We start from the raw sequence: 20234 nt of genomic DNA on the forward strand, positions 1-20234 counted from the left end.
CCCGGCGCGGCGAGCGGTCGAACAGCTCGGCGCCCAGCTCCCGCTCCAGCCGCTGTATCTGCTGGCTGACCGCCGACTGCACGATGTGCAGCCGCTCGGCCGCCCGCCCGAAGTGCAACTCCTCGGCGACGGCGACGAAATAGCTGAGCTGGCGGAGTTCCATGGGCTCGACTGTAGAGGGGCCGAGTGTCGTGGCGGGCGGCTCACCGCGGTACGACCGTCCCGAAGTGGAGGCGTACGACGCCTCCGGGTGCGGCACGCGGAGCATCCGCTCCCCCTCCGCGGTGGCCTCGTCCCGCTCGGCCGCCAAGAAACGGGACCGGCTCTGAGCACCGGTCCGGCGGCCGGCCTCAGGCCCTCGGCAGCCAGCTGCCGACCTCGTCCATGGCGGCGGCGAAGTCCGCACGGTCGCTGTCCAGGAACCTCCGGAAGAACCAGTTGGGCACCCGGGCCTGCGCCAGGCGGGTCCGCAGCAGGACGTCCTGGGCCTGCCGGGCGAGCACCAGCAGGTCAGGGACGCGGCCCGGGGGCAGCCCCGAGTGCGCGTGCTCCCGCATCTCCCGCAGGATCACCTGCCGCGCGTGTTCTCGCGCCGCCGCGGTCTCACGCTGCGCACGCACGATGTCGGCACCGAGCAGCAGCAGCCCCAGCGAGGGGATGAACCAGGTCGTGAGCAGGGAGGCGAGGGTCATCCGGGTGGCCACGCCCACGGCCACCCCGGTGACGATCCATCCGATCACGCCGGCCTGGACCGCGGCGGCATAGCGCCGGCGGATCCGCGCGCCCCACGCGAGGTTCTGCAGGATGCAGGACAGAAGGTCCAAGGGGCGCGGCAGTTCACGGATCTCGTAGTAGTCCCGCAGCCGCTCCTCCGGCCCCTTGTAGCGCCGCGCCAGCCTGCTGATCTCGTCGGCGGACGGGGCGTTCCCGGCCAGCGTCTCGTTCCACGGGATGTCGTACAGCCGGGTGTCGAACGTCTCCTGCAGCAGTGCGGCCGTGCGGAACTCGCTCTCCGTCCACGAACCGGCCCCGACGGCATACACGAGCGCCCACAGGAACCCGGCCGTCGTGAGCGCCGTCTGCAGGGCGGGAACCACGACCGCGAGCACCGCGCCGGCGGCCAGGGACGCGGACACGACGACACGGGCGGAGGCGAGCCTTCGAGCGCGGGCGTGCGCGGACTCTCCGGCACGCAGGACGGTCAGCAGGTCCTCGTCGTTCTGGCGTCGCACGATCGGAGCCGGCGTCGGAGCCGGCACTCGTTGACTCACGTGGTCCCCCCTGCTCACCCTGGACGTGCAGCACCTTATTCCGGCGTCCACCGCGGCGCGGCGTCCCGGACCATGTTCCTACCCGTGAATCTCGTCGAACGTGTTTGGCTGCGCGCCCAATCCCCATACGCTGATCGGGTGTTGGAGCGGAGGCGCCAGGTGGGGCTGCGTGCGGGGGAGAGACGCCTATGCCATGGGGACTCGCTGTCCAGAACGAACAGCGCAACCGGATCGTGCGCGGGGTCGTGGGCGTCCTGGCGGAGTCGTCGGCCCTGACGGACACGCGCGGCCGGCACCAGTGGCGGCTGGAACTGAAGCGGCGGCTGGGCGGTCGCGGTGAGGCCCTGGAGGAACTTCCCACCGCCCAGCAGGAGTTCGTCGCGGCGGTGCGGGTGTGCGAGGAACTGCCGGAGGGGCTGGAGGCGCTGGTGGACGCGACCTGTCTCGTGGCTCCTTCGCTGGAACACCGTCTGATGCCGCTCATGGAGGAGTTCTACGCGCTGCGGCTCTACGACGGCAGGGACTGGACGGCGTTGCGCGACGTCCTGGACGCCGGCCTGCCCGAACTCGACGCGACGGTCGCGCTGATCACGGGCGGCCGGGTGCGTCTGCCGGCGTACTGCATGACGGCTTGGCAGGCGTTCCTGCATCTGTCCGGGCTCACGAGCCTGCCGGGCACGGCCCTGTCCCCCGGCATGCTGCTGCTGGAACACCTGGCTCTCCACCCCGATCTCGCCTCGCACGTCGGCGAGTTGCACGGCTGGAACGACCACTTCGCCGAACGCTGGAAGCTGGCCGACGGCGAGGACGGCCTCACGGCGTTACGGGCGTCCCTGCTCGGCGGACGCCCGTCCCCGGCGGAACGCGCCGTCGTATCCCCGGCGGAACGCACCGTCGTGGAGCCCGAAGCCCCGCCCGCCCTGCCGGCGGACCCGCCCGCCCAGCCGGAACGCCCGGTGATCAGGCTGTACATCAAACTCGTACCGGACCTCACACCGCTGCCCGGGACCGGCAGACGGCCGGCACGCAAGGGGCGCCGCTATTGGGTGTCCGCCCGGGTGAAGTACGCGGAGTCCCCGCAGCTGCATCACGCGAAGGAGGGCGAGGCCCGGCAGCCGGTCCCCCGCGCGCAGGTACCGGCCACGGTGGCACGCATGCTGACCCGCATGGCCTCCCTGTGGCACACGCGCGCCCAAGAGGTGGTGCTGGAGTTCTTCCTGCCGACCGAGTTGCTGAACGAGCCGGTGGAATGGTGGGACCGCGATCCCTCGCTCGGCTACGCCAACCCGCTGTTCAGCAAGTATCCGGAGATAGTGCTGCACAGCCTGGAACGCCTGCACCGGCGGGACGCCTACCAGATCTGGCGGCTGCGCTGGGCGCGCTGGAAGGACGCGCCGGAGAACGAGGAGGCCGTCCACTATTGCGACCAGGCGGGCCGTCCTGTGAAGGAGTATCTCGGGCGCCTGGACAAGACGATCGGCGCGAAGAAGGACGTCGTCGCCATGGTGCTCAGTGAGCCACCGGCCGCCGGCAGGGCGGCCGGCCTCGGAGAAGTTCGCGTGGCCATCGATCTGGGCATCCCTGTTTTCATACTCCATCGGGAAGCGACCTCCGAGCAGTTCCATGGCATGGTCCGGGACGGCCTGACCGAAGGCGGTCTGGCAGGCCTTCCGTTCCATGCCCGACAGTGGAAGAGCGATTCCGCAACGCCTGCGGACGGCCGTACGCAGGCCTCGGCCCAGCATCTCTGCGTCGTCTGGGACGACCCTGAGCAGCTGCTGGGCGACGGTGCCGGCGCGCCCGCCGCGTTCATAGGGGGGATTGAATGAGTACATCACCTCAGGCGGGCTTACCGGCGCAGGACGGCTGCCCGCCGGGCCCGCGGCTCTACACCGGCACCGGTACGGCGTTCACCGACGAGACGCCGTACGAGGACCGCGTGTGGCCGCCGGGCCCGCGCTGGCGGACCTTCGACGGAGGGCCGGTGCAGCCCGCGCCCCCCGCGGACGGCGAGGCGGACCGGCGGCTGGGACCGGCCTCGACGACCCGGCGGCCGCCGGCGGCCGAGGTGCGGCTGGTCAACGCCGCCATCCTGCTGAGGCGTCCCTTGCTGGTGACGGGCCGGCCCGGCGTCGGCAAGTCCGCGCTCGCCTTTCGCATCGCCCGTGAACTGGGCCTGGGACGGGTGCTCCAGTGGCCGGTCACGAGCCGGACGACGCTGGCCTCGGGGCTGTTCGAGTACGACGTCCTGGGGCGTGCCCAGGCGGGACAGGCGTGGTTCGCGGCACAGGGGCGCGGGTCCGGGCAGGACGCCGCCGCCGACGGATCACCGGTGGACGCCCTGGACATCGGCGATTTCATCCAGCTCGGTCCGCTGGGCACCGCCCTCCTGCCTCACCGTCTGCCGCGTGTCCTGCTGATCGACGAGCTGGACAAGGGAGATGCCGACCTTCCCAATGACCTGCTGTCCTTGTTCGAGGACGGCTGGTTCCCGGTTCAGCCTCTCGTTCGGGTGAAGCGCCAGATGGAGAGTGTCACCGTTTACACAGCCGACCCGGGCAGGACCGCGACAATTAACGACGGGATCATCAAAACTCGATCATTCCCGATCGTCATCATGACGTCCAACGGTGAACGTGAGTTCCCTGAGGCGTTTATGCGCCGATGCCTGCGACTTGATATACCGGACCCCACACCGGAGACGCTGGGCGAGTTGGTCGCCGCACACTTCGGGGGCGGGTTGGGAGACGTGCAAGAAAGGCTCGTCCAGGAGTTCATGACGCGCAGCGCTCAGGTCGACGGACTGGCATCCGACCAATTACTCAATGCGGCACACCTGGTCACCTCAGGCGCCTACTCCTACGGTGAGGAGGACCACGCCGAGTGGCAGGCCGTCCTCGAAGCTATCTGGCACCCGCTGAGCGGAGACGGAGCGGACTGGGGTGTCTGACCAACCGCCGAAGATCAACGGTCGCGCGGCGGCCGGCGGACCGAGTCGAGCGTCCGCCGCCGCTGCCTCCGCCGTGCCCATCGGTGAACTGCACCCACGGGAGATCGCGGACGCCCTGTGGCTCGCGGCCTACCACCCGGAGATCGCGGCGCGCACGGACGACCAGGGAGATCCGCTCGAGCACGCGCCACCGACCGCCCGGCCTCCTCGACAGGCGCCCGCCCCGGCCCCCGCCGAGCAGCAGGCACCACCGCCCCGGTTCCCGCAGTGGCCGGCGGACCGGGACCCGCTCGCCCCGCACACCGACCGGAAGACGCCGGCGGAGGACACCCGGCGCGGCCGTACCAACGGCGACCACCGGCCCACCGAGCCGGATCCGTTGCCGCTCCTCCTTCTCACGGACGACCTCCCGGCGCCCGGCGACACGAGCACCCTCCACCCGATCCGCGCCCTGCGTCCCCGCCCTGACCCCCCGCTCCCCCACCTCGCGCGCGCCCTGCGGCCGTTGCGCCGGCAGACCCCGACCCCTCGGGCGCCGCAGGTCGACACGGAGGCCACAGCCGAACGCCTGGCGGTGGATCCCGGACTGCCTCCCGCCATGCGTCCGGGACCGGGGCCGCGCTGGCACGCGGTGCTGCTCCTCGACGTCGCACCGCGGATGGCCGTGTGGCGTGACACCACCGAACGCGCCGCACGCCTGTTCCGGCAGTACGGCGGCTTCGGCGATTTCCGGCTGCTCCATCTCGACACCAGCCGGCCCGAGTCGGCGTCCGCGCACTGGCCGGGCACCGCGCGCGGCATCTCGCCCGGGCGGCTGCTGGATCCCACCGGGCGCACGCTCGTCCTCGTCCTCACCGACGGTCTGGCTCCGGCCTGGCAGTCCGGTGCCGTACAGGCGCACCTCGCGTCCTGGGGCCGCCATCAGCCGACCGCGGTCCTGAACGTGCTGCCCCAACACCTGTGGTACCGCACCGCGCTGCACCGGCTGGAGCGAGTCCGGCTGCACACGGCGGGCGACGGGCCGGGCCCCGGGTCGTGGGAGTACGCCGAGCCGTCGGGACGGGCACCGGCCCACCGGACGGACACCGTCGTCCCCGTCCTGGAGCTGTCCGAGGAGTGGCTGCTGCCCTGGACCACGTTCCTCACCGGGACAGGGCCGCGCTGGACCGAGGTGGCCGCCCTGCTCCTGCCCCGGACCTCACGGCCGCCCGCCGAGTCCGTACGCGCATCCCGTGAGAAGACCGCGGCGGAACGCGTCGCCCTGTTCCGGGTCTGGGCCTCTGCCGACGCGTTCCAGCTGGCCACCCGCCTCGCCACCGCTCCGCTGGACCTGCAGGTCATGACGGCCCTGCAACGGCGCACCCTGCCGCGCACCGGGCCGGAGCACCTGGCCGAGTTCCTCATGAGCGATCTGGTGACGTCCGACCCGGCCGACGACGGGTTTTTCTCCTTTCACCCGGGAGTCCGCGAGGAAGTGCTGGCGGCAAGCAATCGGCACGCCACCGAACTGGCCACAAAAGCGGTGGCGGAGTTACTCGCCCCGCGCAGCGCTGCCGCACGGGAGATGCTGGCATACCTGGATGGAGCAACCGCCTCCAAGCCGAAGGTCACCGAAGAGAATCGGCGTCTTCGTGAGATCGAGTTCGCGGTTCTCCGATCGCTCTCCGGCGCCCACGCGCGCCGGGCCCGGTTAATCGGGCAGCTCATTCGGGCGCACGAGGAATCAACACAGCAGATGAGCGAATCGACACGCGGCGAGCGACCCATCGCGCCACACACGGAAAGCTATGGCATAGTGACTGAACCGAACACCTCCGAGGCACCGGTGCTGGCCGAGCAGCTCGGCCACGCTGATACTGGCACCTCCCCAGGAGACGCCACCATGGTCACGGCTTACCCCGACACTGGGTCACGGCAGGGAATTACACTGAGCCGCCCCGCGCCTGTTGCCGCCGTGCGCCCCATGGTCTGGGGAAACATGCCGCCGCGTAATCTCGTCTTCACCGGGCGGGAAGACCTGCTGCAAAGGCTGGAAAGGGAACTGCGAGGCGGCCCGACCGCCGTGCTTCCGCATGCCCTGCACGGCCTCGGCGGAGTCGGGAAATCCCAACTCGCCCAGGAATACGTATATCGCCAGGCAGCTCAGTACGACATCGTCTGGTGGATCCCCGCCGAACGCCCCACACAGATCGCCCAGGCCCTGGTCGAGCTGGCCCACCGGCTGCATCTGCCGGTCAGCAGTGAGGCAATCACCGCGGTGCCGGCCGTGCTGGAGGCCCTGCGTACCGGAAACCCGTACAGCAAATGGTTGCTGGTATTCGACAACGCGGAAAGTCCGGAAGCGGTCCAGGAATTCTTCCCGAGCAGCTCGGAAAACAGTTCGGGCGGCTCCATCCTCATTACGTCGCGCAATCCCCAGTGGAACACCCTTGCCCGCCCGCTCGAAGTCGACGTGTTCGAACGCGCGGAGAGCATTCAGCTGCTCCAGCGCCGTAATCCCGACCTGTCCGACGACGAGGCGGACCAGCTCGCCCATGTCCTGGGCGATCTGCCGCTCGCGGTCGAGCAGGCATCGGCTTGGCGAGCCGAGACCGGCATGCCCGCCGCCGAGTACCTGCGGCTGTTCGCAGAGAAACGTGCAGAACTCATGACAGTTTCCCGTCCGACGCACTACGAGCAGACCGTGGCAACGGCCTGGAACGTCTCGCTGGACCATCTGGCGAGCAAGAACCCCGCCGCCCTGCAACTGCTGCAGATCTGTGCGTACTTCGCCCCCGAGCCCATCGCGCGGTCTCTTTTCTCCGGGGCTCCGGTCCAGCCCATCGCCCCCGATCTGGACCGGGCGCTGACCGACCCGCTGCGCCTGGCGCGGGCCATCCGGGAAATCAACCGGTATTCCCTGGCCAAGATCGACCACCGCAACAACAGCATCCAGATGCACCGTCTGGTGCAGGCGGTGCTCATCGCCCGGATGACGGAGGAACAGCAGCAGCGCATGCGGCACGGCGCCCATCTGCTCCTGGCGGCCAACGCGCCCCGCGATCCCCGGGACCCGGACCACTGGGGCCGCTTCGGCGACCTGTACCCGCATGTGGTGGAGTCCGGCGCGATCGACTCGGAGGTCGGCAACGTCCGGCAGCTCATCATCAACACCGCCGACTACCTCTACTACTGGGGCGACCACGAGAGCGCCCGCGAGTTCGGCCAGAAGGCGTACGAGCGGTGGCGGGAGAAGTACGGCGAGGGCGACCAGCAGACCCTGCTGCTGTGCCGCAGCCTGTGGTACGTCCTGTGGCGGATGGGCCGTTACGGAGAGGCCGCCGAACTGAGCCAGCGCATGCTGACCGCCGTACAGGCGCTGGGCTCCGACGCGGAGGAGGAGCTGCTGTCCACGATGGGGTCGGTAGCGGTCGACCGCCGTTCGCACGGTGATTTCCGCGGCGCCCTGGACATCGCCCGGGAGGTGCACGAGAGGGCCGTACGCGCCTATGGCGAGGAGGACCCGCTCACCCTCGACCACACGCACAACCTCGCCGTGGCCCTCCGCGCGTGCGGTCACTACCGCGAGGCCCTCCAACTGGACGAGGAGACCTGGCGCCGCAACGTCGTCATCTACGGCGAGGAGGCCTACGACACCCTGCTGTCCGAGATGGGTCTGGCGCTGGACCGCCGGGAGGCGGGCGACTACGCGCTCGGCGCCCGGATGTTCGAGGAGATCGTCGACAAGTACCGCAACGTGTTCGGTGAGGCCAACCCGCACACGCTGCGTGCCCTGGCGAGGCTGGCCGTGTCACGGCGCAAGGCCGGAGACCATCAGGCCGCCTACGACCTCAGTCTGCAGGCCAGCAAGGCGCTCACCGACCGCTACGGAGAGCGCAGTCCGGACTCCCTGGTGGCCTCCCTCAGTCTGTCGATCGACCTCAGGCAGCTCAACAACCTGGACGACGCGCTCAAACTCGGTGAGCGGACCCGCGATCTGTATGCCGAGGTCTTCGGCTCGCAGCACCCCGACACGGTGGCGGCGGACATCGACCTCGCCATCACCCTGCGGCTGGTCAACCAGGTGGAGGACGCGCGCGCCCTCAACGAGAACGCCCTGGACCGCGCGGTCCGCGCCCTGGGCGAGGACCACCCCACGGTGCTCGTGTGCGCCGCCAACCTGGCCAGCGACAGGTACGCGCAGGGCGATGCCGCCGGCGCCCTGGAGCTGGGCCAGCGCACCCTGGAGCGGATCAAGGCCACGCTGGGCGAAGAGCACCCCACCGCGTTCGCCCTGATGAACAACATCGCCAGTGATCTGCGGGCGCTGCGCCGCACCGAGGAGGCCGAGGCCATGCACGCGGCCGCCGTGGAGGGACTGCGCAGCAAGCTCGGAGCCGTCCACCCGGCCTGCACGGACGCCGAGGCCTGGCGCCGCTCCAACTGCGACGCCGATCCCATGCCCTAGGGGGCTGCCCGGCGGATCCTGTCGCAGACGCGGGGGCCGGCACGCCCTCCCCCACTGCCTCAAGGGCGTGGGGGCAACCCCAGGGGCGTTGTCGTCGGTCGCCGGCGCTCCCTCATCGTCCCCGCTCACCTGCGCTGATCGGGTATGGCGACGGTGTGGCCGAGCCATTCGGCCACGGTGAGGGGGTCCGGTGCGGACGTGCTCTTGAGCTTGACGGCCGCGTAGACGTGCCGGACCAGTTCCGGGCAGGCGGTGAGGGCGCGGGCCGCCCCCTCGCGGTCCCGGCGCCCCCGCAGGGTCCACGCCAGCCCGGACCACACGGTGCCCGGAGCCGGGCCGGCGTCGCTGTGCGCCCTGATCTCGGCGGTGTACAGGCACTCCGCGGCCGGCAGGCGGCCGTCGAGCAGGTGGACGTCCGCCGGCCGCGCCCCCAGCACGAGGTCACTCAGGGCGTCCGTGGCTCGTACCCGGGTGGCCGTGACCCGCATCAGCCGCATCCGCATGAGCACGGCGCGGGCGTCCAGGTGGCGCGCTGCCGGGTCCGGGACCAGGTGAGGGACCGGACAGGGCCAGGCCTGCTCGGGTGCCGCCGCCTGGGCCCGGCCGTCGCCCCACTCCTGCGCCAGGTCGGCCACCAGGTCCGGATCGGGCGCCAGATGGTGGGCCCGCCAGCTCAGCGCGTGGTCGTCGACCGCCAGTTCCGCCCACGCGAGCGGCTCCGGCAGAACCGGTTCGTCCTCCCACTCCCGCACGGTCTCGAGCAGCCGGCCGACCAACCTGCGCCCCAGGGCGGTCAGTTCCGGCTCCCGTTCCAGCGCCGGCAGTACCCGCAGCAGTTGGCGGCGGCGCAACGCGAACTCGAACGCCGCCAGCCGTTGCTCGTCCTCCGGGCATCCGTTGAGGAGGTGTCCGCGCCAGAACCGCGCCACTCCCGTGAAGGCATAGACCCCGTGCAGCACGCCCCGCAGCGGGCGAGGGTCGTCTCGCCAGGGCACCTGAAAACGCCGTGTCACATCGGGCGTGTGCAGCGAGTACATGTGCAGCAGGGCGCTGAGCTTGCTGTGCTGCGCCTCGTGCGTGAGTACGGCGGCGAACTGGGCCGCGGCGGCGGGTTCGGTCCCGGCCGGTGCGGACGCCGCCATGCCGCCCATGCCGTCCTCCATCGTGGCGCTGTGCCAGCGGAACGGCCGGGCGACGGGCAGCGGCTCGATGGAGCGCAGACAGGCGGTGACATCCTCGGCACCGCTCGGGTCCACCCGGGCGAGCAGCGGCCAGGCCTGTTCGAGGAGTTCGGTCCAGCGGTGCACCGCCTCCGCCGCGGCGGGGCCGACGGCCCGGTCCGGGCTGTCCCACGCCTTCCCCTGCATCCGGTAGGGGCCCAGCTCGTGCAGCAAGATCTCCCGGGGGCCGTCCGGCAGGTCCAGGGACAGCACATGGGGGACCTGCCAGTGCGCGGACGGCTGCGCGAAGGGCCGCTCGATCCGCACCGGGCCGGGGCCGCAGGCCGCCGTTCCGGTCGGCGTCACGATGAGCGTGTGGGAGTCGAACGTGACCTCGGCCGCCTGCCATGCTGTGGTCTCCCCCGGGAGCACGGCGCAGCCGAGCGTGGGAAACCAGACCCGTCCGGCCCGGACGGGCACCCTCAGCCGGAACGGGAGCCCGGTGCGCACCGCGGCCACGGCGGCCAGCAGATGCAGATGGCCCACGTCGGCCCAGAGCGGCGGATCGCCCGGCTCCCGCCCGTGGCCGGGGCTTTGTAATCGCCCGAGGCAGTGCCGCAGCCAGTGCCCCGTCTCGGGCAGCAGGAGTATCTCGTCGGCTATCGCGGCGCTCTGCCGTTCAGCGGCGATGAGCAGGTCCCAGGCCGCCTCGATGCCCGACAAGGGCCCCGTCGCATCGGCGCGGCTGCTCGCGGACCCCATGAGCAGTCCCAGCAGAACCAGCCGGTGGCTGCGCTCGGAGTCCCACAGATGGGCGACGACCGCGCGCCCGGCCCCGCCGCCGGCCAGGAGGTCGAAGTGCCTGGGAGGAAGCCCGTGTCGCGGGAGTCCCGATGCCGACCACCCCGAGGACAGAGAGGAGCCACCCACCGATGAGCCTCCGTGGTCGCCGTCAGGGCCTCGACATCACACCGTGAAGCTGGTCTTCGGGTCGCCGGCGAAGACGGAGGGGTTGCCGGACTCCGTCAGAAGCCGTCGCTCCGCCTTCTGCCAGTCGCGGCCGTTCCGGCAAGCCGGTACGTCCTCCAACCCGAGCTGCGAGAGATCGGGCAGTTCCGACTCGATGATCGCCCCAGCCTGGTCCATCCTCTACGGCCCTCCCCGTCCCCCGGCGTACGGCCCTTTCCTCTGTCATTTCATGATGTCCCCGCGACCCATATCCGGAAACCCCGCGTCGGGAAATCAGGCCTCGCGCCGTCCGTTGTCCGTCATGGGACCGAACTCGGGCATTGCCTCCAGAAGACCGAAAACCACGTCGCGTTCTCTGGTACCGGTGTCCACCTGCCGTATCGCGTCCCGGAGTTCGCGCAGGCCGTCGGGGAACGCGAGGCAGGTGTCGAGCAGCCCGAGGACTTCCACCCGCAGAATGCTGGATCTCGGGACGCTCGTCGCCAGTTTCCTGGGCAGACGGCGCAGCATGGCCTCACGGGAGTCCTTGTCGATCAGCGCGGGCAGCGCTTCGAGGGCTTCCACCAGCGCCTCCCGCCGGTCCGTCGCCCTCTCGTCCGGGCGGCCGTACCGCGCCCGGGCGACGAGTGGGCGGGCGGATGTGCCGGGATCCGGGAACCGCACCGGTCCGGCCGGCGACGGCTCGTGCGCCCGTGGGACCGGCTGGGCGAGCGCGGGAGGGGCGCCGGTGCGGGGCTCCAGGACGGCCCCGCAGGCGTGGGCGGCCAGCAGCAGGTACCAGGTGCGGGAGCGGGCGCCGAGACCGGAGAAGGTCGTGTACGTCAGGGCACCGGCGACGACGGACAGCAGGAACTGGTCCGTCCACGGTTCCCGCCACCCGGCCATCGCGTCGGCGGCGGTGTCCCGCACGCAGTCGACCCGCCGCACCAGCTCGGCGGGCAGCCGGTCGGCATGCTCCTGGCGGGGTGCGACCACGTAGTCGAGCAGTGCCTGCTCCTGCCGGGCCGGCAACGCCCCCGCGACGAACGGTGCGAGCGCCGACAGCAGCAGCATGACGATGTCGCACGTCAGCGCCCCGTCGGCACGGAAGCCACCGAGATCGATCAGCCGGTAGGCCGGTTCCAGGGGGGCGCCGAGCCGCACCGGGACGATGACGTTGTCCAGGTGCAGATCCCCGTGGGTGAGCCCGGTGACGACCGGCACTTCGGGGTCGGGCAGGTCCGGGTGCCCGCCGGAGAGCAGCAGATACGGATTGGGCAGCCGGCGGCCTCCGGCGTCGAACCAGGGCCGGGAGGACCCCGCGAGACCGGCCTCGCGACGCCATGACTCCAGCGAGCCCGGTCCGCCTCCCTCGGGGTCCGCCTCCCCGCGCACGAACACGGAGGCCGGCATCCGCCGCGGCCGCACCTGCGCCGTGTTCCACTCGGTGAGCAGTCCCCGCACCACGCTCGCGCAGGTGCGGGTGAACGCCTCGCCCTCCAGGGCGCCGAGCGGCAGGGCGTCGCGCAGTCCGTCGCCGGCGACGGACTGGAACATCAGCGCGCCCCCGCTCGCGACGGGATAGGGCGCGAAGGCCTGCTCGACGAGATGGTCTGCCGCGAACGTCCGGGGTGACGCCCGCAACGCTCTGCTGTGCCGGGCGGGTTCGGTCCGGTGCGGTCCTTCGGGCAGCACCTTCAGAATGGCGATCCTGGGCGGTGGGGCCACCTCCAGCGCGGCCAGCACGGCTCCGGTGTGTCCTTTGCCCGGCGGCAGCCAGGACGGCTGGAAGAGGCGCACAGTCTGGTCGTTCAACTCCGCCCAGTCGAGCAGGGCTTGAGCCGCGTCGCGGCCCAACCGGTCGGCGAGCGCCGAGGGTTCGGGGACCGGGGACACGTACGCCTCCTAGGGCGGCCTGGTGCGCACGGATGCCGCACGGCACGGCAGGTACACCCACGCCAGTTTTCCATGCCCGCCGAGGACCGGCCAGAGTCCCCGGGGCTGACGGCGCTGAGCCGAACGCTCCCGTCAAGCCCGGTGCAACTGCAGCGCAGCCACCACTTCGTCGTCCGTGAGCTGCTCGAAGTCCTCGTACCACTGCCCCACCGCACTGAAGCCGACCGGCCGATACGGGCACACGATCGTGTCGGCCTCGTCGGCGAGCAGGTCCAGGGAGTCCGGCGCACCGACGGGGACGGCCAGGACGAGGTGGGCCGGCCGGCGCCGCCGCACATGGCGCAGGGCCGCACGCGCGGTCGCACCGGTGGCGAGGCCGTCGTCCACGACGATCACCGTACGGCCCGCCGGATCCGGCGCCGGGCGGTCGCCGCGGTAGCGCTGCTCGCGGCGGCGCAGTTCCCGCCGCTCGCGTTCGACCGCCGGGGCCATGGATTCCTCGGTCAGGCCGAGCAGGCCGAGGGAGTGCGCGTCGAAGAGGGGCGGGTCGTCCGCGACGAGCGCGCCGACGGCGAACTCCTGGTGGTGCGGGGCACCGATCTTACGGACGACGAGTACGTCGAGCGGGGCGCCGAGGGCCCGGGCGACCGGCTCGGCGACGGCGATGCCGCCGCGCGGCAGCGCGAGCACGAGGGGATCGACGAGGACTCCCTGGTCCCGCAGGTCGCTCAGCACCCCGGCGAGTTCCCGCCCGGCTTCGGCACGGTCCCGGAAGCGCATGGCTGGTCCTCCTCCGCGGAGAGCCTCTCCTTCCATGGTGCGCCCGGTCGGGCGTTCCTGGGAGATCGAACATCAGCTCGCTCCCTCTATACACTGAGTGTATAGTAAGCGCATGCCCTACTCGACCGACAAGATCCCGACGCCGCGGCACACGGCCAGGAAGCCGCACGCGACCAGGAAGATGCGCGAAACCACCCAAAGGTTGCGTCCGGCCGCGCTCGCCTCGGCCGCGGTCGGCCTGGCGCTCGTGCTGTCCGGCTGCGCCCAGGTCGAGACGACCTCGCCGAGCACAGCGCGAGCCGAGGCGGCACCCGGGGCGCCGGCGAAGTTCGGGACCGTCGACTGCCGCAAGGCCAAGTGCATCGCGCTCACCTTCGACGCGGGGCCCAGCGAGAACTCGGCCCGGCTGCTCGACATCCTCAAGCAGAAGCAGGTCCCGGCCACCTTCTTCCTGCTGGGCAAGAACCACATCGAGAAGTACCCGGAGCTGGTCAAGCGGATGGCCGCCGAGGGCCACGAGGTCGCGAGCCACACCTGGGACCACAAGATCCTCACGAAGATCTCGGACGCCGAGGTACGCGACGAGCTGAAGCGGCCGGACGACGCGATCGAGCGGCTGACCGGGCACAAGCCCACGCTGATGCGTCCGCCGCAGGGCCGTACGGACTCCGGCATCCACAAGATCGCCAAGGAGCAGGGCCTGGCGGAGGTGCTGTGGAGCGTGACCGCCAAGGACTACACGACGAACGACTCGGCGCTCATCAAGAAGCGCGTCCTGGAGCAGTCGGACCGGGACGGGATCATCCTGCTGCACGACATCTACCCCGGCACCGTGCCCGCCGTGCCCGGCATCATCGACGCGCTGAAGGAGCGCGGCTATGTCTTCGTGACGGTGCCCCAGCTGCTTGCACCCGGCAAGGCGGAACCGGGCAAGGTCTACCGGCCCTGACGGCCGCGACAGGGGAGGTGAGCCGGGTGCGCGGCCGACCGGCCGGCATTGCCTACGATCATGCCGTGCCGACCTTCTCCTTCACCCGTACGGCCCCGCTGCCCCTCGAAGAGGCGTGGCGCCGGCTCACCGAGTGGCCCCGCCACGCCGACGCGGTTCCGCTGACCCGGATCGAGGTGCTCACGCCCGCGCCGACGCAGGTGGGCACGCGGTTCGTGGCCCGTTCGGGCATCGGCCCGCTCACCGTCGACGACCTGATGGAGGTCACCGTGTGGCGCCCGCCCGTCGACGGGGAGCCCGCCCTGTGCCGCCTGGAGAAGCGCGGCCAGGTGGTCCTCGGCTGGGCGGAGATCGAGGTACGGCCGGGGCCCGGCGGCCGTAGCCGGGTGGTGTGGCGGGAGGAACTGCGGGTGCGCTTCCTGCCCCGCGCCTTCGACGGCGTACTGGAGCGCACGGCACGCGTGATGTTCGGCCGGGCGGCGAACCGGCTGCTCAGGCGGGAATGAGCCCGCACGTCCCGGCAGGCGCGGGACCCGCCCCGCCGGGCACACCGCTTTCCTGGTCGGCGCTTCAGGCCACCGACCCGATCGTCGTGGCCGGTCGCGCCGCCGTGTCGTGGTGGATCGGGGTGTGCGCGCCGGTGAGAGCGACGCCGCTGCCGCCGCGCCGGCCCGCGACGATCTCCGCGCCGATGGACAGGGCCGTCTCCTCCGGCGTACGGGCGCCGAGGTCGAGGCCTATCGGGGAGCGCAGACGGGCCAGTTCGAGTTCGGAGACGCCGACCTCGCGCAGGCGCGCGTTGCGGTCGAAGTGGGTGCGGCGGGAGCCCATCGCGCCGACGTAGGCGACCGGCAGCCGCAGGGCCAGCTTCAGCAGCGGTACGTCGAACTTGGCGTCATGGGTGAGGACGCACAGGACGGTACGGCCGTCGACCTCGGTGCGTTCCAGGTACTTGTGCGGCCACTCGACGACGATCTCGTCGGCGTCGGGGAAGCGGGTGCGGGTGGCGAACACCGGGCGGGCGTCGCACACGGTGACGTGGTAGCCGAGGAACTTGCCGACGCGGACCAGCGCGGAGGCGAAGTCGATGGCGCCGAAGACGATCATGCGGGGTGCGGGGACGGAGGACTCGACCAGGACCGTGAGCGGGGCGCCGCAGCGCGAGCCCTGTTCGCCGATCTCCAGGGTGCCGGTGCGGCCCGCGTCCAGGAAGGCGCCGGCCTCGGCGGCGACGGTGCGGTCCAGTTCGGGATGGGCGCCGAAACCGCCGTCGTAGGAACCGTCGGTGCGGACGAGGAGGGCCCGGCCCCGCAGCTGGGCCGGTCCCTCCACGATCCGCGCGACCGCCGCCGCCTCCCCACTGGCGGCGGCGGCCAGCGCGGCCGCGACCACCGGCCGGGCGGGACCGTCCGCCCGGACCGGTGTGACGAGGATGTCGATGATGCCGCCACAGGTCAGGCCGACGGCGAAGGCGTCCTCGTCGCTGTACCCGAAGCGTTCGAGGACGGTTTCCCCGTCGTCGAGCGCCTGTTGGCACAGGTCGTACACGGCTCCCTCCACGCATCCGCCGGAGACCGAACCGATGGCCGTGCCCTCGCTGTCGACGGCGAGCGCGGCGCCCGGTTGCCGGGGCGCGCTGCCGCCGACGGCCACCACGGTGGCGACGGCGAAGTCACGTCCCTGCTCGACCCACCGGTTCAACTCGTCGGCGATGTCCAGCATGTTCGGCCTCCTGATCAGGTCAAGGGGATGCGTGGAGGGTCCGGGCGTCAGTGCACGCCCAGGGCCGCCCGGATCGGATGCAGTGAGAAGTAGATGAGGAAGAGGACCGTCAGACCCCACATGAAGGGGCCGATCTCGCGCCACTTGCCCTGGGCGAGCTTGATGGCGACGTAGGAGATCACACCGGCGGCGACACCGGGGGTGATCGAGTACGTGAACGGCATGATCACGACGGTCAGGAAGACCGGGATCGCGACGGAGCGGTCGCCCCAGTCCACGTGACGGGCGTTCATCATCATCATCGCGCCGATGGTGACGAGGGCAGCCGAGGCCACCTCGCGCGGCACGATCGCCGTGATCGGCGTGAAGAAGAGACAGAGGGCGAAGAACCCACCGGTGACGACCGAGGCCAGTCCGGTACGGGCGCCCTCGCCGACGCCGGTCGCGGACTCGATGAACACGGTCTGACCGGAGCCGCCGACGGCGCCGCCGATGGCGCCGCCGGCACCGTCGATGAACAGCGCCTTGGACAGGCCCGGCATCCGGCCCTGGGCGTCGGCGAGGTTGGCCTCGGTGCCGATGCCGATGATGGTGGCCATGGCGTCGAAGAAGCCGGCGAGCACGAGCGTGAAGACGATGAAGGTCACCGTCATGTAGCCCACGTTGCCCAGGCCGCTGAAGGACACCTTGCCGATGAGCGAGAAGTCCGGCATCGACACGGCGCTGCCGTGCAGCGCGGGACCCTCGCCGTTGGCCCAGCCCTTGTCGTCGGCGAGGCCGGCCGCGTTGACGATCACCGCGAGAACGGTGCCGGTGATGATGCCGATGAGAATGGCGCCGGGAACGTTCCGGGACTGCAGCGCGAAGATGAGCAGCAGCGTGACGGCGAAGAGCAGGACGGGCCAGCCGGCGAGCTCGCCCCCGTTGCCCAACGTGACCGGGGTCGCCGTACCGGCGTGCACGAACCCGGCCTTGACCAGGCCGATGAACGCGATGAACAGACCGATGCCGATCGTGATGCCGTGCTTGAGCGGCAGCGGGATCGCGTTCATGATCATCTCGCGGAGACCCGTGACCACCAACAGCATGATCACGACGCCGTACGCGACGCACATACCCAGGCCCTGGGCCCACGTCAGGTCCTTGGTCCCCATGACCAGACCGGCCAGCACACCGGAGACGGAGAGTCCGGCGGCCATGGCCAGCGGCACTTTGCCGAACCAGCCCATGAGGAGGGTGGTGCCCGCCGCGCCGAGCGCGGTGGCCGTGATGAGGGCCTTCTGGCCCAGCGAGTCGCCGGACTTGTCCGCGCCGCTGAGGATCACCGGGTTGAGCAGGAGGATGTACGCCATCGCCATGAAGGTGGTGATGCCACCGCGGACCTCGGTCGCGATGGAGGATCCTCTTTCGGAAATGTGGAAGTACCGGTCGAGCCACGACCTACCGGCCGGCGGACGCGAACCCGCGCCCGCTTCTTCGGCGGTGTTCGTGGGCTCCACTGACTGCTGGGTCATGGTGCCATCTCCCAAGGTTCACAGGGGCACCCGTGCAACCGCCCTGACGGTCACGGGATTTGGGAATGGACGACCCGGGGGACGGCCCGAGACGAACGAATTTCCTGGTGCTTCAAGGACCGCGAGCGGTGCGGAACTCAAAGAGGGTTCCTCCGGGCGGCGCGGCGGAGTGTGTGACGTTCCCTGCGCCGCCCGGAGAGCTTTTGGGTTGTTACGCGGTTCCCGTGAGGTGCTCGGGCCGTACCGGAGTGCGGTTGAGCTCCAGCCCGGTCGCGTTCCGGATCGCCGCGAGGACGGCCGGAGTCGACGACAGGGTCGGGGCCTCGCCGATGCCGCGCAGCCCGTACGGGGCGTGCTCGTCGGCGAGTTCGAGCACGTCGACCGGGATGGTCGGCGTGTCGAGAATCGTGGGGATCAGGTAGTCCGTGAAGGAGGGGTTCCTGACCTTGGCGGTCTTCGGGTCGACGATGATCTCCTCCATCACCGCCACGCCCAGGCCCTGGGTCGTACCGCCCTGGATCTGGCCGATGACGGAGAGCGGGTTGAGCGCCTTGCCGACGTCCTGGGCGCAGGCCAGCTCGATGACCTTGACCAGGCCGAGCTCGGTGTCGACCTCGACGACCGCGCGGTGCGCGGCGAAGGAGTACTGGACATGGCCGTCGCCCTGACCGGTGACCAGGTCGAAGGCCTCGGTCGGCCGGTGCCGCCACTCCGCCTCGATCTCGACGGTCTCGTCCTCCAGGACGTCGACCAGGTCGCCGAGGACCTCGCCGCCGTCGGTGACGACCTTGCCGCCCTCCAGCAGGAGTTCGGCGGTCGCCCAGGCCGGGTGGTAGCTGCCGAACTTGCGGCGGCCGATCTCCAGGACCTTCTCGCGGACGAGTTCGCAGGTGTGCTTCACGGCGCCGCCGGTGACGTACGTCTGCCGGGAGGCCGAGGTCGAACCCGCCGAGCCGACCTGGGTGTCGGCCGGGTGGATGGTGACCTGGGTGACGCCGAGTTCGGTGCGGGCGATCTGCGCGTGGACGGTGACACCGCCCTGGCCGACCTCCGCCATCGCGGTGTGCACGGTGGCGACGGGCTCTCCGTTGATGACCTCCATGCGCACCTTGGCGGTGGAGTAGTCGTCGAAGCCCTCGGAGAAGCCGACGTTCTTGATGCCGACCGCGTAGCCGACACCGCGTACGACGCCTTCGCCGTGGGTGGTGTTGGACAGACCGCCGGGCAGCTGCCGTACATCGGCGCCCTCGCTGGACTCCCACTGGCGCTCGGGCGGCAGCGGCATCGCCTTGATGCGGCGCAGCAGTTCGGCGACCGGGGCCGGGGAGTCGACCGGCTGCCCGGTCGGCATGATGGTCCCCTGCTCCATGGCGTTGAGCTGCCGGAACTCCACCGGGTCCATGCCCAGCTTCTTCGCCAGCTTGTCCATCTGCGCCTCGTAGGCGAAGCACGCCTGGACCGCGCCGAAGCCGCGCATGGCGCCACAGGGCGGGTTGTTGGTGTAGAGGGCGATGGCCTCGATGTCGACGTCGTCGATCACGTACGGGCCGACGCTCAGCGAGGAGGCGTTGCCGACGACCGCCGGGGAGGCGGAGGCGTAGGCGCCGCCGTCCAGGACGATCTTGCACTTCATGTGCGTGAGCTTGCCGTCCTTGGTGGCGCCGTGCTCGTAGTAGAGCTTCGCCGGGTGCCGGTGGACGTGTCCGAAGAAGGACTCGAACCGGTTGTAGACGATTTTGACGGGCTTTCCTGTGCGGAGGGCGAGCAGGCAGGCGTGGATCTGCATCGACAGGTCCTCGCGGCCGCCGAACGCACCGCCGACACCGGCCAGCGTCATCCGCACCTTGTCCTCGGGCAGGCCGAGGACGGGCGCTATCTGGCGCAGGTCGGAGTGGAGCCACTGGGTGGCGATGTAGAGGTGGACGCCGCCGTCGTCCTCGGGTACGGCGAGGCCGGACTCGGGGCCGAGGAAGGCCTGGTCCTGCATGCCGAAGGTGTACTCGCCCTCGACGATCACGTCGGCCCGCTTGCGGGCTTCCTCCACGTTGCCGCGGGTGATCGGCTGGCGGTGCACGATGTTCGGGTGCGGGACGTGCCCGGAGTGGTGGTCGTCGCGGCCCTCGTGGATGAGGATCGCGTCCGGTGCGGTCGCGGAGGCCTCGTCGGTGATGACGGGCAGTTCCCTGTAGTCGACCTTGATCTTGGCGGCGGCGCGGCGGGCCGTCTCCGGGTGGTCGGCGGCGACGATCGCGACCGGCTCGCCATGGTGGCGTACCTTGCCGTGCGCGAGGACCGGGGTGTCCTGGATCTCCAGGCCGTAGTTCTTCACCGAGGTGGGCAGGTCGTCGTACGTCAGGACCGCGTACACACCCGCCATGGCGAGCGCCTCGGAGGTGTCGATCGAGACGATCTCGGCGTGCGCGACGGTGGAGCGCAGGATCTGGCCCCACAGCATGTCCTCGTGCCACATGTCGGACGAGTACGCGAACTCGCCGGTGACCTTGAGGGTGCCGTCCGGGCGGAGCGTCGACTCGCCGATGCCGCCCTTGGTCTGCGAGCCCTGCGTGATCTTCGTAGGAGCGCCGTTGGTCGGCATG

Annotated in this window: 15 protein-coding genes; 6 read left to right on the top strand and 9 right to left on the bottom strand. The window is 70.9% G+C overall.

What is annotated here, in order from left to right; translation table 11 throughout:
• The coding region (locus M878_RS96215; protein WP_158692671.1) for a LysR family transcriptional regulator at nt 1–163 on the bottom strand (163 nt) is incomplete at its 3' end.
• Here M878_RS96215 and M878_RS97410 point away from each other — a divergent pair.
• Nucleotides 162–329, top strand: coding sequence for a hypothetical protein (locus M878_RS97410; protein WP_158692672.1), 168 nt, complete (start codon nt 162–164; stop codon nt 327–329). The two genes, M878_RS96215 and M878_RS97410, sit on opposite strands and share 2 nt — an antisense overlap.
• 21 nt (nt 330–350) lie before the next feature.
• Here M878_RS97410 and M878_RS58520 read toward each other — a convergent pair whose 3' ends face one another.
• A complete protein-coding gene (locus M878_RS58520; protein WP_158692673.1) occupies nt 351–1232 on the bottom strand; it encodes an S-4TM family putative pore-forming effector in 882 nt (293 codons plus the stop codon).
• A gap of 227 nt (nt 1233–1459) precedes the next feature.
• Between M878_RS58520 and M878_RS58525 the strand changes: the two genes are divergently transcribed.
• Genes M878_RS58525 through fxsT form a run of 3 tightly spaced genes read left to right on the top strand, consistent with a single transcriptional unit; the run spans nt 1460 to nt 8668 of the window.
• The gene (locus M878_RS58525) at nt 1460–3100 is read left to right on the top strand and encodes a VMAP-C domain-containing protein (RefSeq protein ID WP_023545804.1); all 1641 of its coding nucleotides are present in this window, start codon (nt 1460–1462) and stop codon (nt 3098–3100) included.
• Entirely contained in the window at nt 3097–4221 is a 1125-nt protein-coding gene (locus M878_RS58530) for an AAA family ATPase (protein WP_023545805.1), read from the top strand. The genes M878_RS58525 and M878_RS58530 overlap by 4 nt, the downstream gene beginning before the upstream one ends.
• The gene (fxsT, locus tag M878_RS58535) at nt 4214–8668 is read left to right on the top strand and encodes an FxSxx-COOH system tetratricopeptide repeat protein (protein WP_023545806.1); all 4455 of its coding nucleotides are present in this window, start codon (nt 4214–4216) and stop codon (nt 8666–8668) included. Before M878_RS58530 ends, fxsT begins: the two co-directional genes overlap by 8 nt.
• Before the next feature lie 125 nt (nt 8669–8793).
• Here fxsT and M878_RS58540 read toward each other — a convergent pair whose 3' ends face one another.
• The 4 genes from M878_RS58540 to M878_RS58555 form a co-directional block, all read right to left on the bottom strand.
• The gene (locus M878_RS58540) at nt 8794–10758 is read right to left on the bottom strand and encodes an HEXXH motif domain-containing protein (protein ID WP_023545807.1); all 1965 of its coding nucleotides are present in this window, start codon (nt 10756–10758) and stop codon (nt 8794–8796) included.
• Between the two features lie 36 nt (nt 10759–10794).
• Nucleotides 10795–10974, bottom strand: a complete 180-nt coding sequence (locus M878_RS58545) for a hypothetical protein (protein WP_023545808.1) — start codon at nt 10972–10974, stop codon at nt 10795–10797.
• Between the two features lie 96 nt (nt 10975–11070).
• Entirely contained in the window at nt 11071–12672 is a 1602-nt protein-coding gene (locus tag M878_RS58550; RefSeq protein WP_023545809.1) for an effector-associated domain 2-containing protein, read from the bottom strand.
• A 132-nt stretch (nt 12673–12804) separates the two neighbouring features.
• Nucleotides 12805–13452, bottom strand: a complete 648-nt coding sequence (locus M878_RS58555) for a phosphoribosyltransferase (protein WP_023545810.1) — start codon at nt 13450–13452, stop codon at nt 12805–12807.
• A 112-nt stretch (nt 13453–13564) separates the two neighbouring features.
• On the opposite strand from M878_RS58555, the gene M878_RS58560 reads away from it, so the two are divergent.
• Nucleotides 13565–14401 (top strand): polysaccharide deacetylase family protein, encoded by an 837-nt coding sequence (locus tag M878_RS58560; RefSeq protein WP_023545811.1) that lies wholly within the window; start codon nt 13565–13567, stop codon nt 14399–14401.
• 65 nt (nt 14402–14466) lie between these two features.
• Nucleotides 14467–14907 (top strand): SRPBCC family protein, encoded by a 441-nt coding sequence (locus tag M878_RS58565; protein ID WP_031224558.1) that lies wholly within the window; start codon nt 14467–14469, stop codon nt 14905–14907.
• A gap of 64 nt (nt 14908–14971) precedes the next feature.
• On the opposite strand, the gene M878_RS58570 is transcribed toward M878_RS58565, so the two are convergent.
• From M878_RS58570 to pucD, 3 genes are all read right to left on the bottom strand, one after another.
• Nucleotides 14972–16123, bottom strand: a complete 1152-nt coding sequence (locus tag M878_RS58570) for an XdhC family protein (RefSeq protein WP_023545813.1) — start codon at nt 16121–16123, stop codon at nt 14972–14974.
• A 47-nt stretch (nt 16124–16170) separates the two neighbouring features.
• Nucleotides 16171–17637 (bottom strand): NCS2 family permease, encoded by a 1467-nt coding sequence (locus M878_RS58575; RefSeq protein ID WP_031224559.1) that lies wholly within the window; start codon nt 17635–17637, stop codon nt 16171–16173.
• A gap of 211 nt (nt 17638–17848) precedes the next feature.
• A complete protein-coding gene (pucD, locus tag M878_RS58580) occupies nt 17849–20233 on the bottom strand; it encodes a xanthine dehydrogenase subunit D (RefSeq protein ID WP_023545815.1) in 2385 nt (794 codons plus the stop codon).
• Between the last annotated feature and the right edge of the window lies 1 nt (nt 20234).

Origin of the sequence: Streptomyces roseochromogenus subsp. oscitans DS 12.976, from assembly GCF_000497445.1 — a bacterium.
Lineage (GTDB): Bacteria > Actinomycetota > Actinomycetes > Streptomycetales > Streptomycetaceae > Streptomyces > Streptomyces oscitans.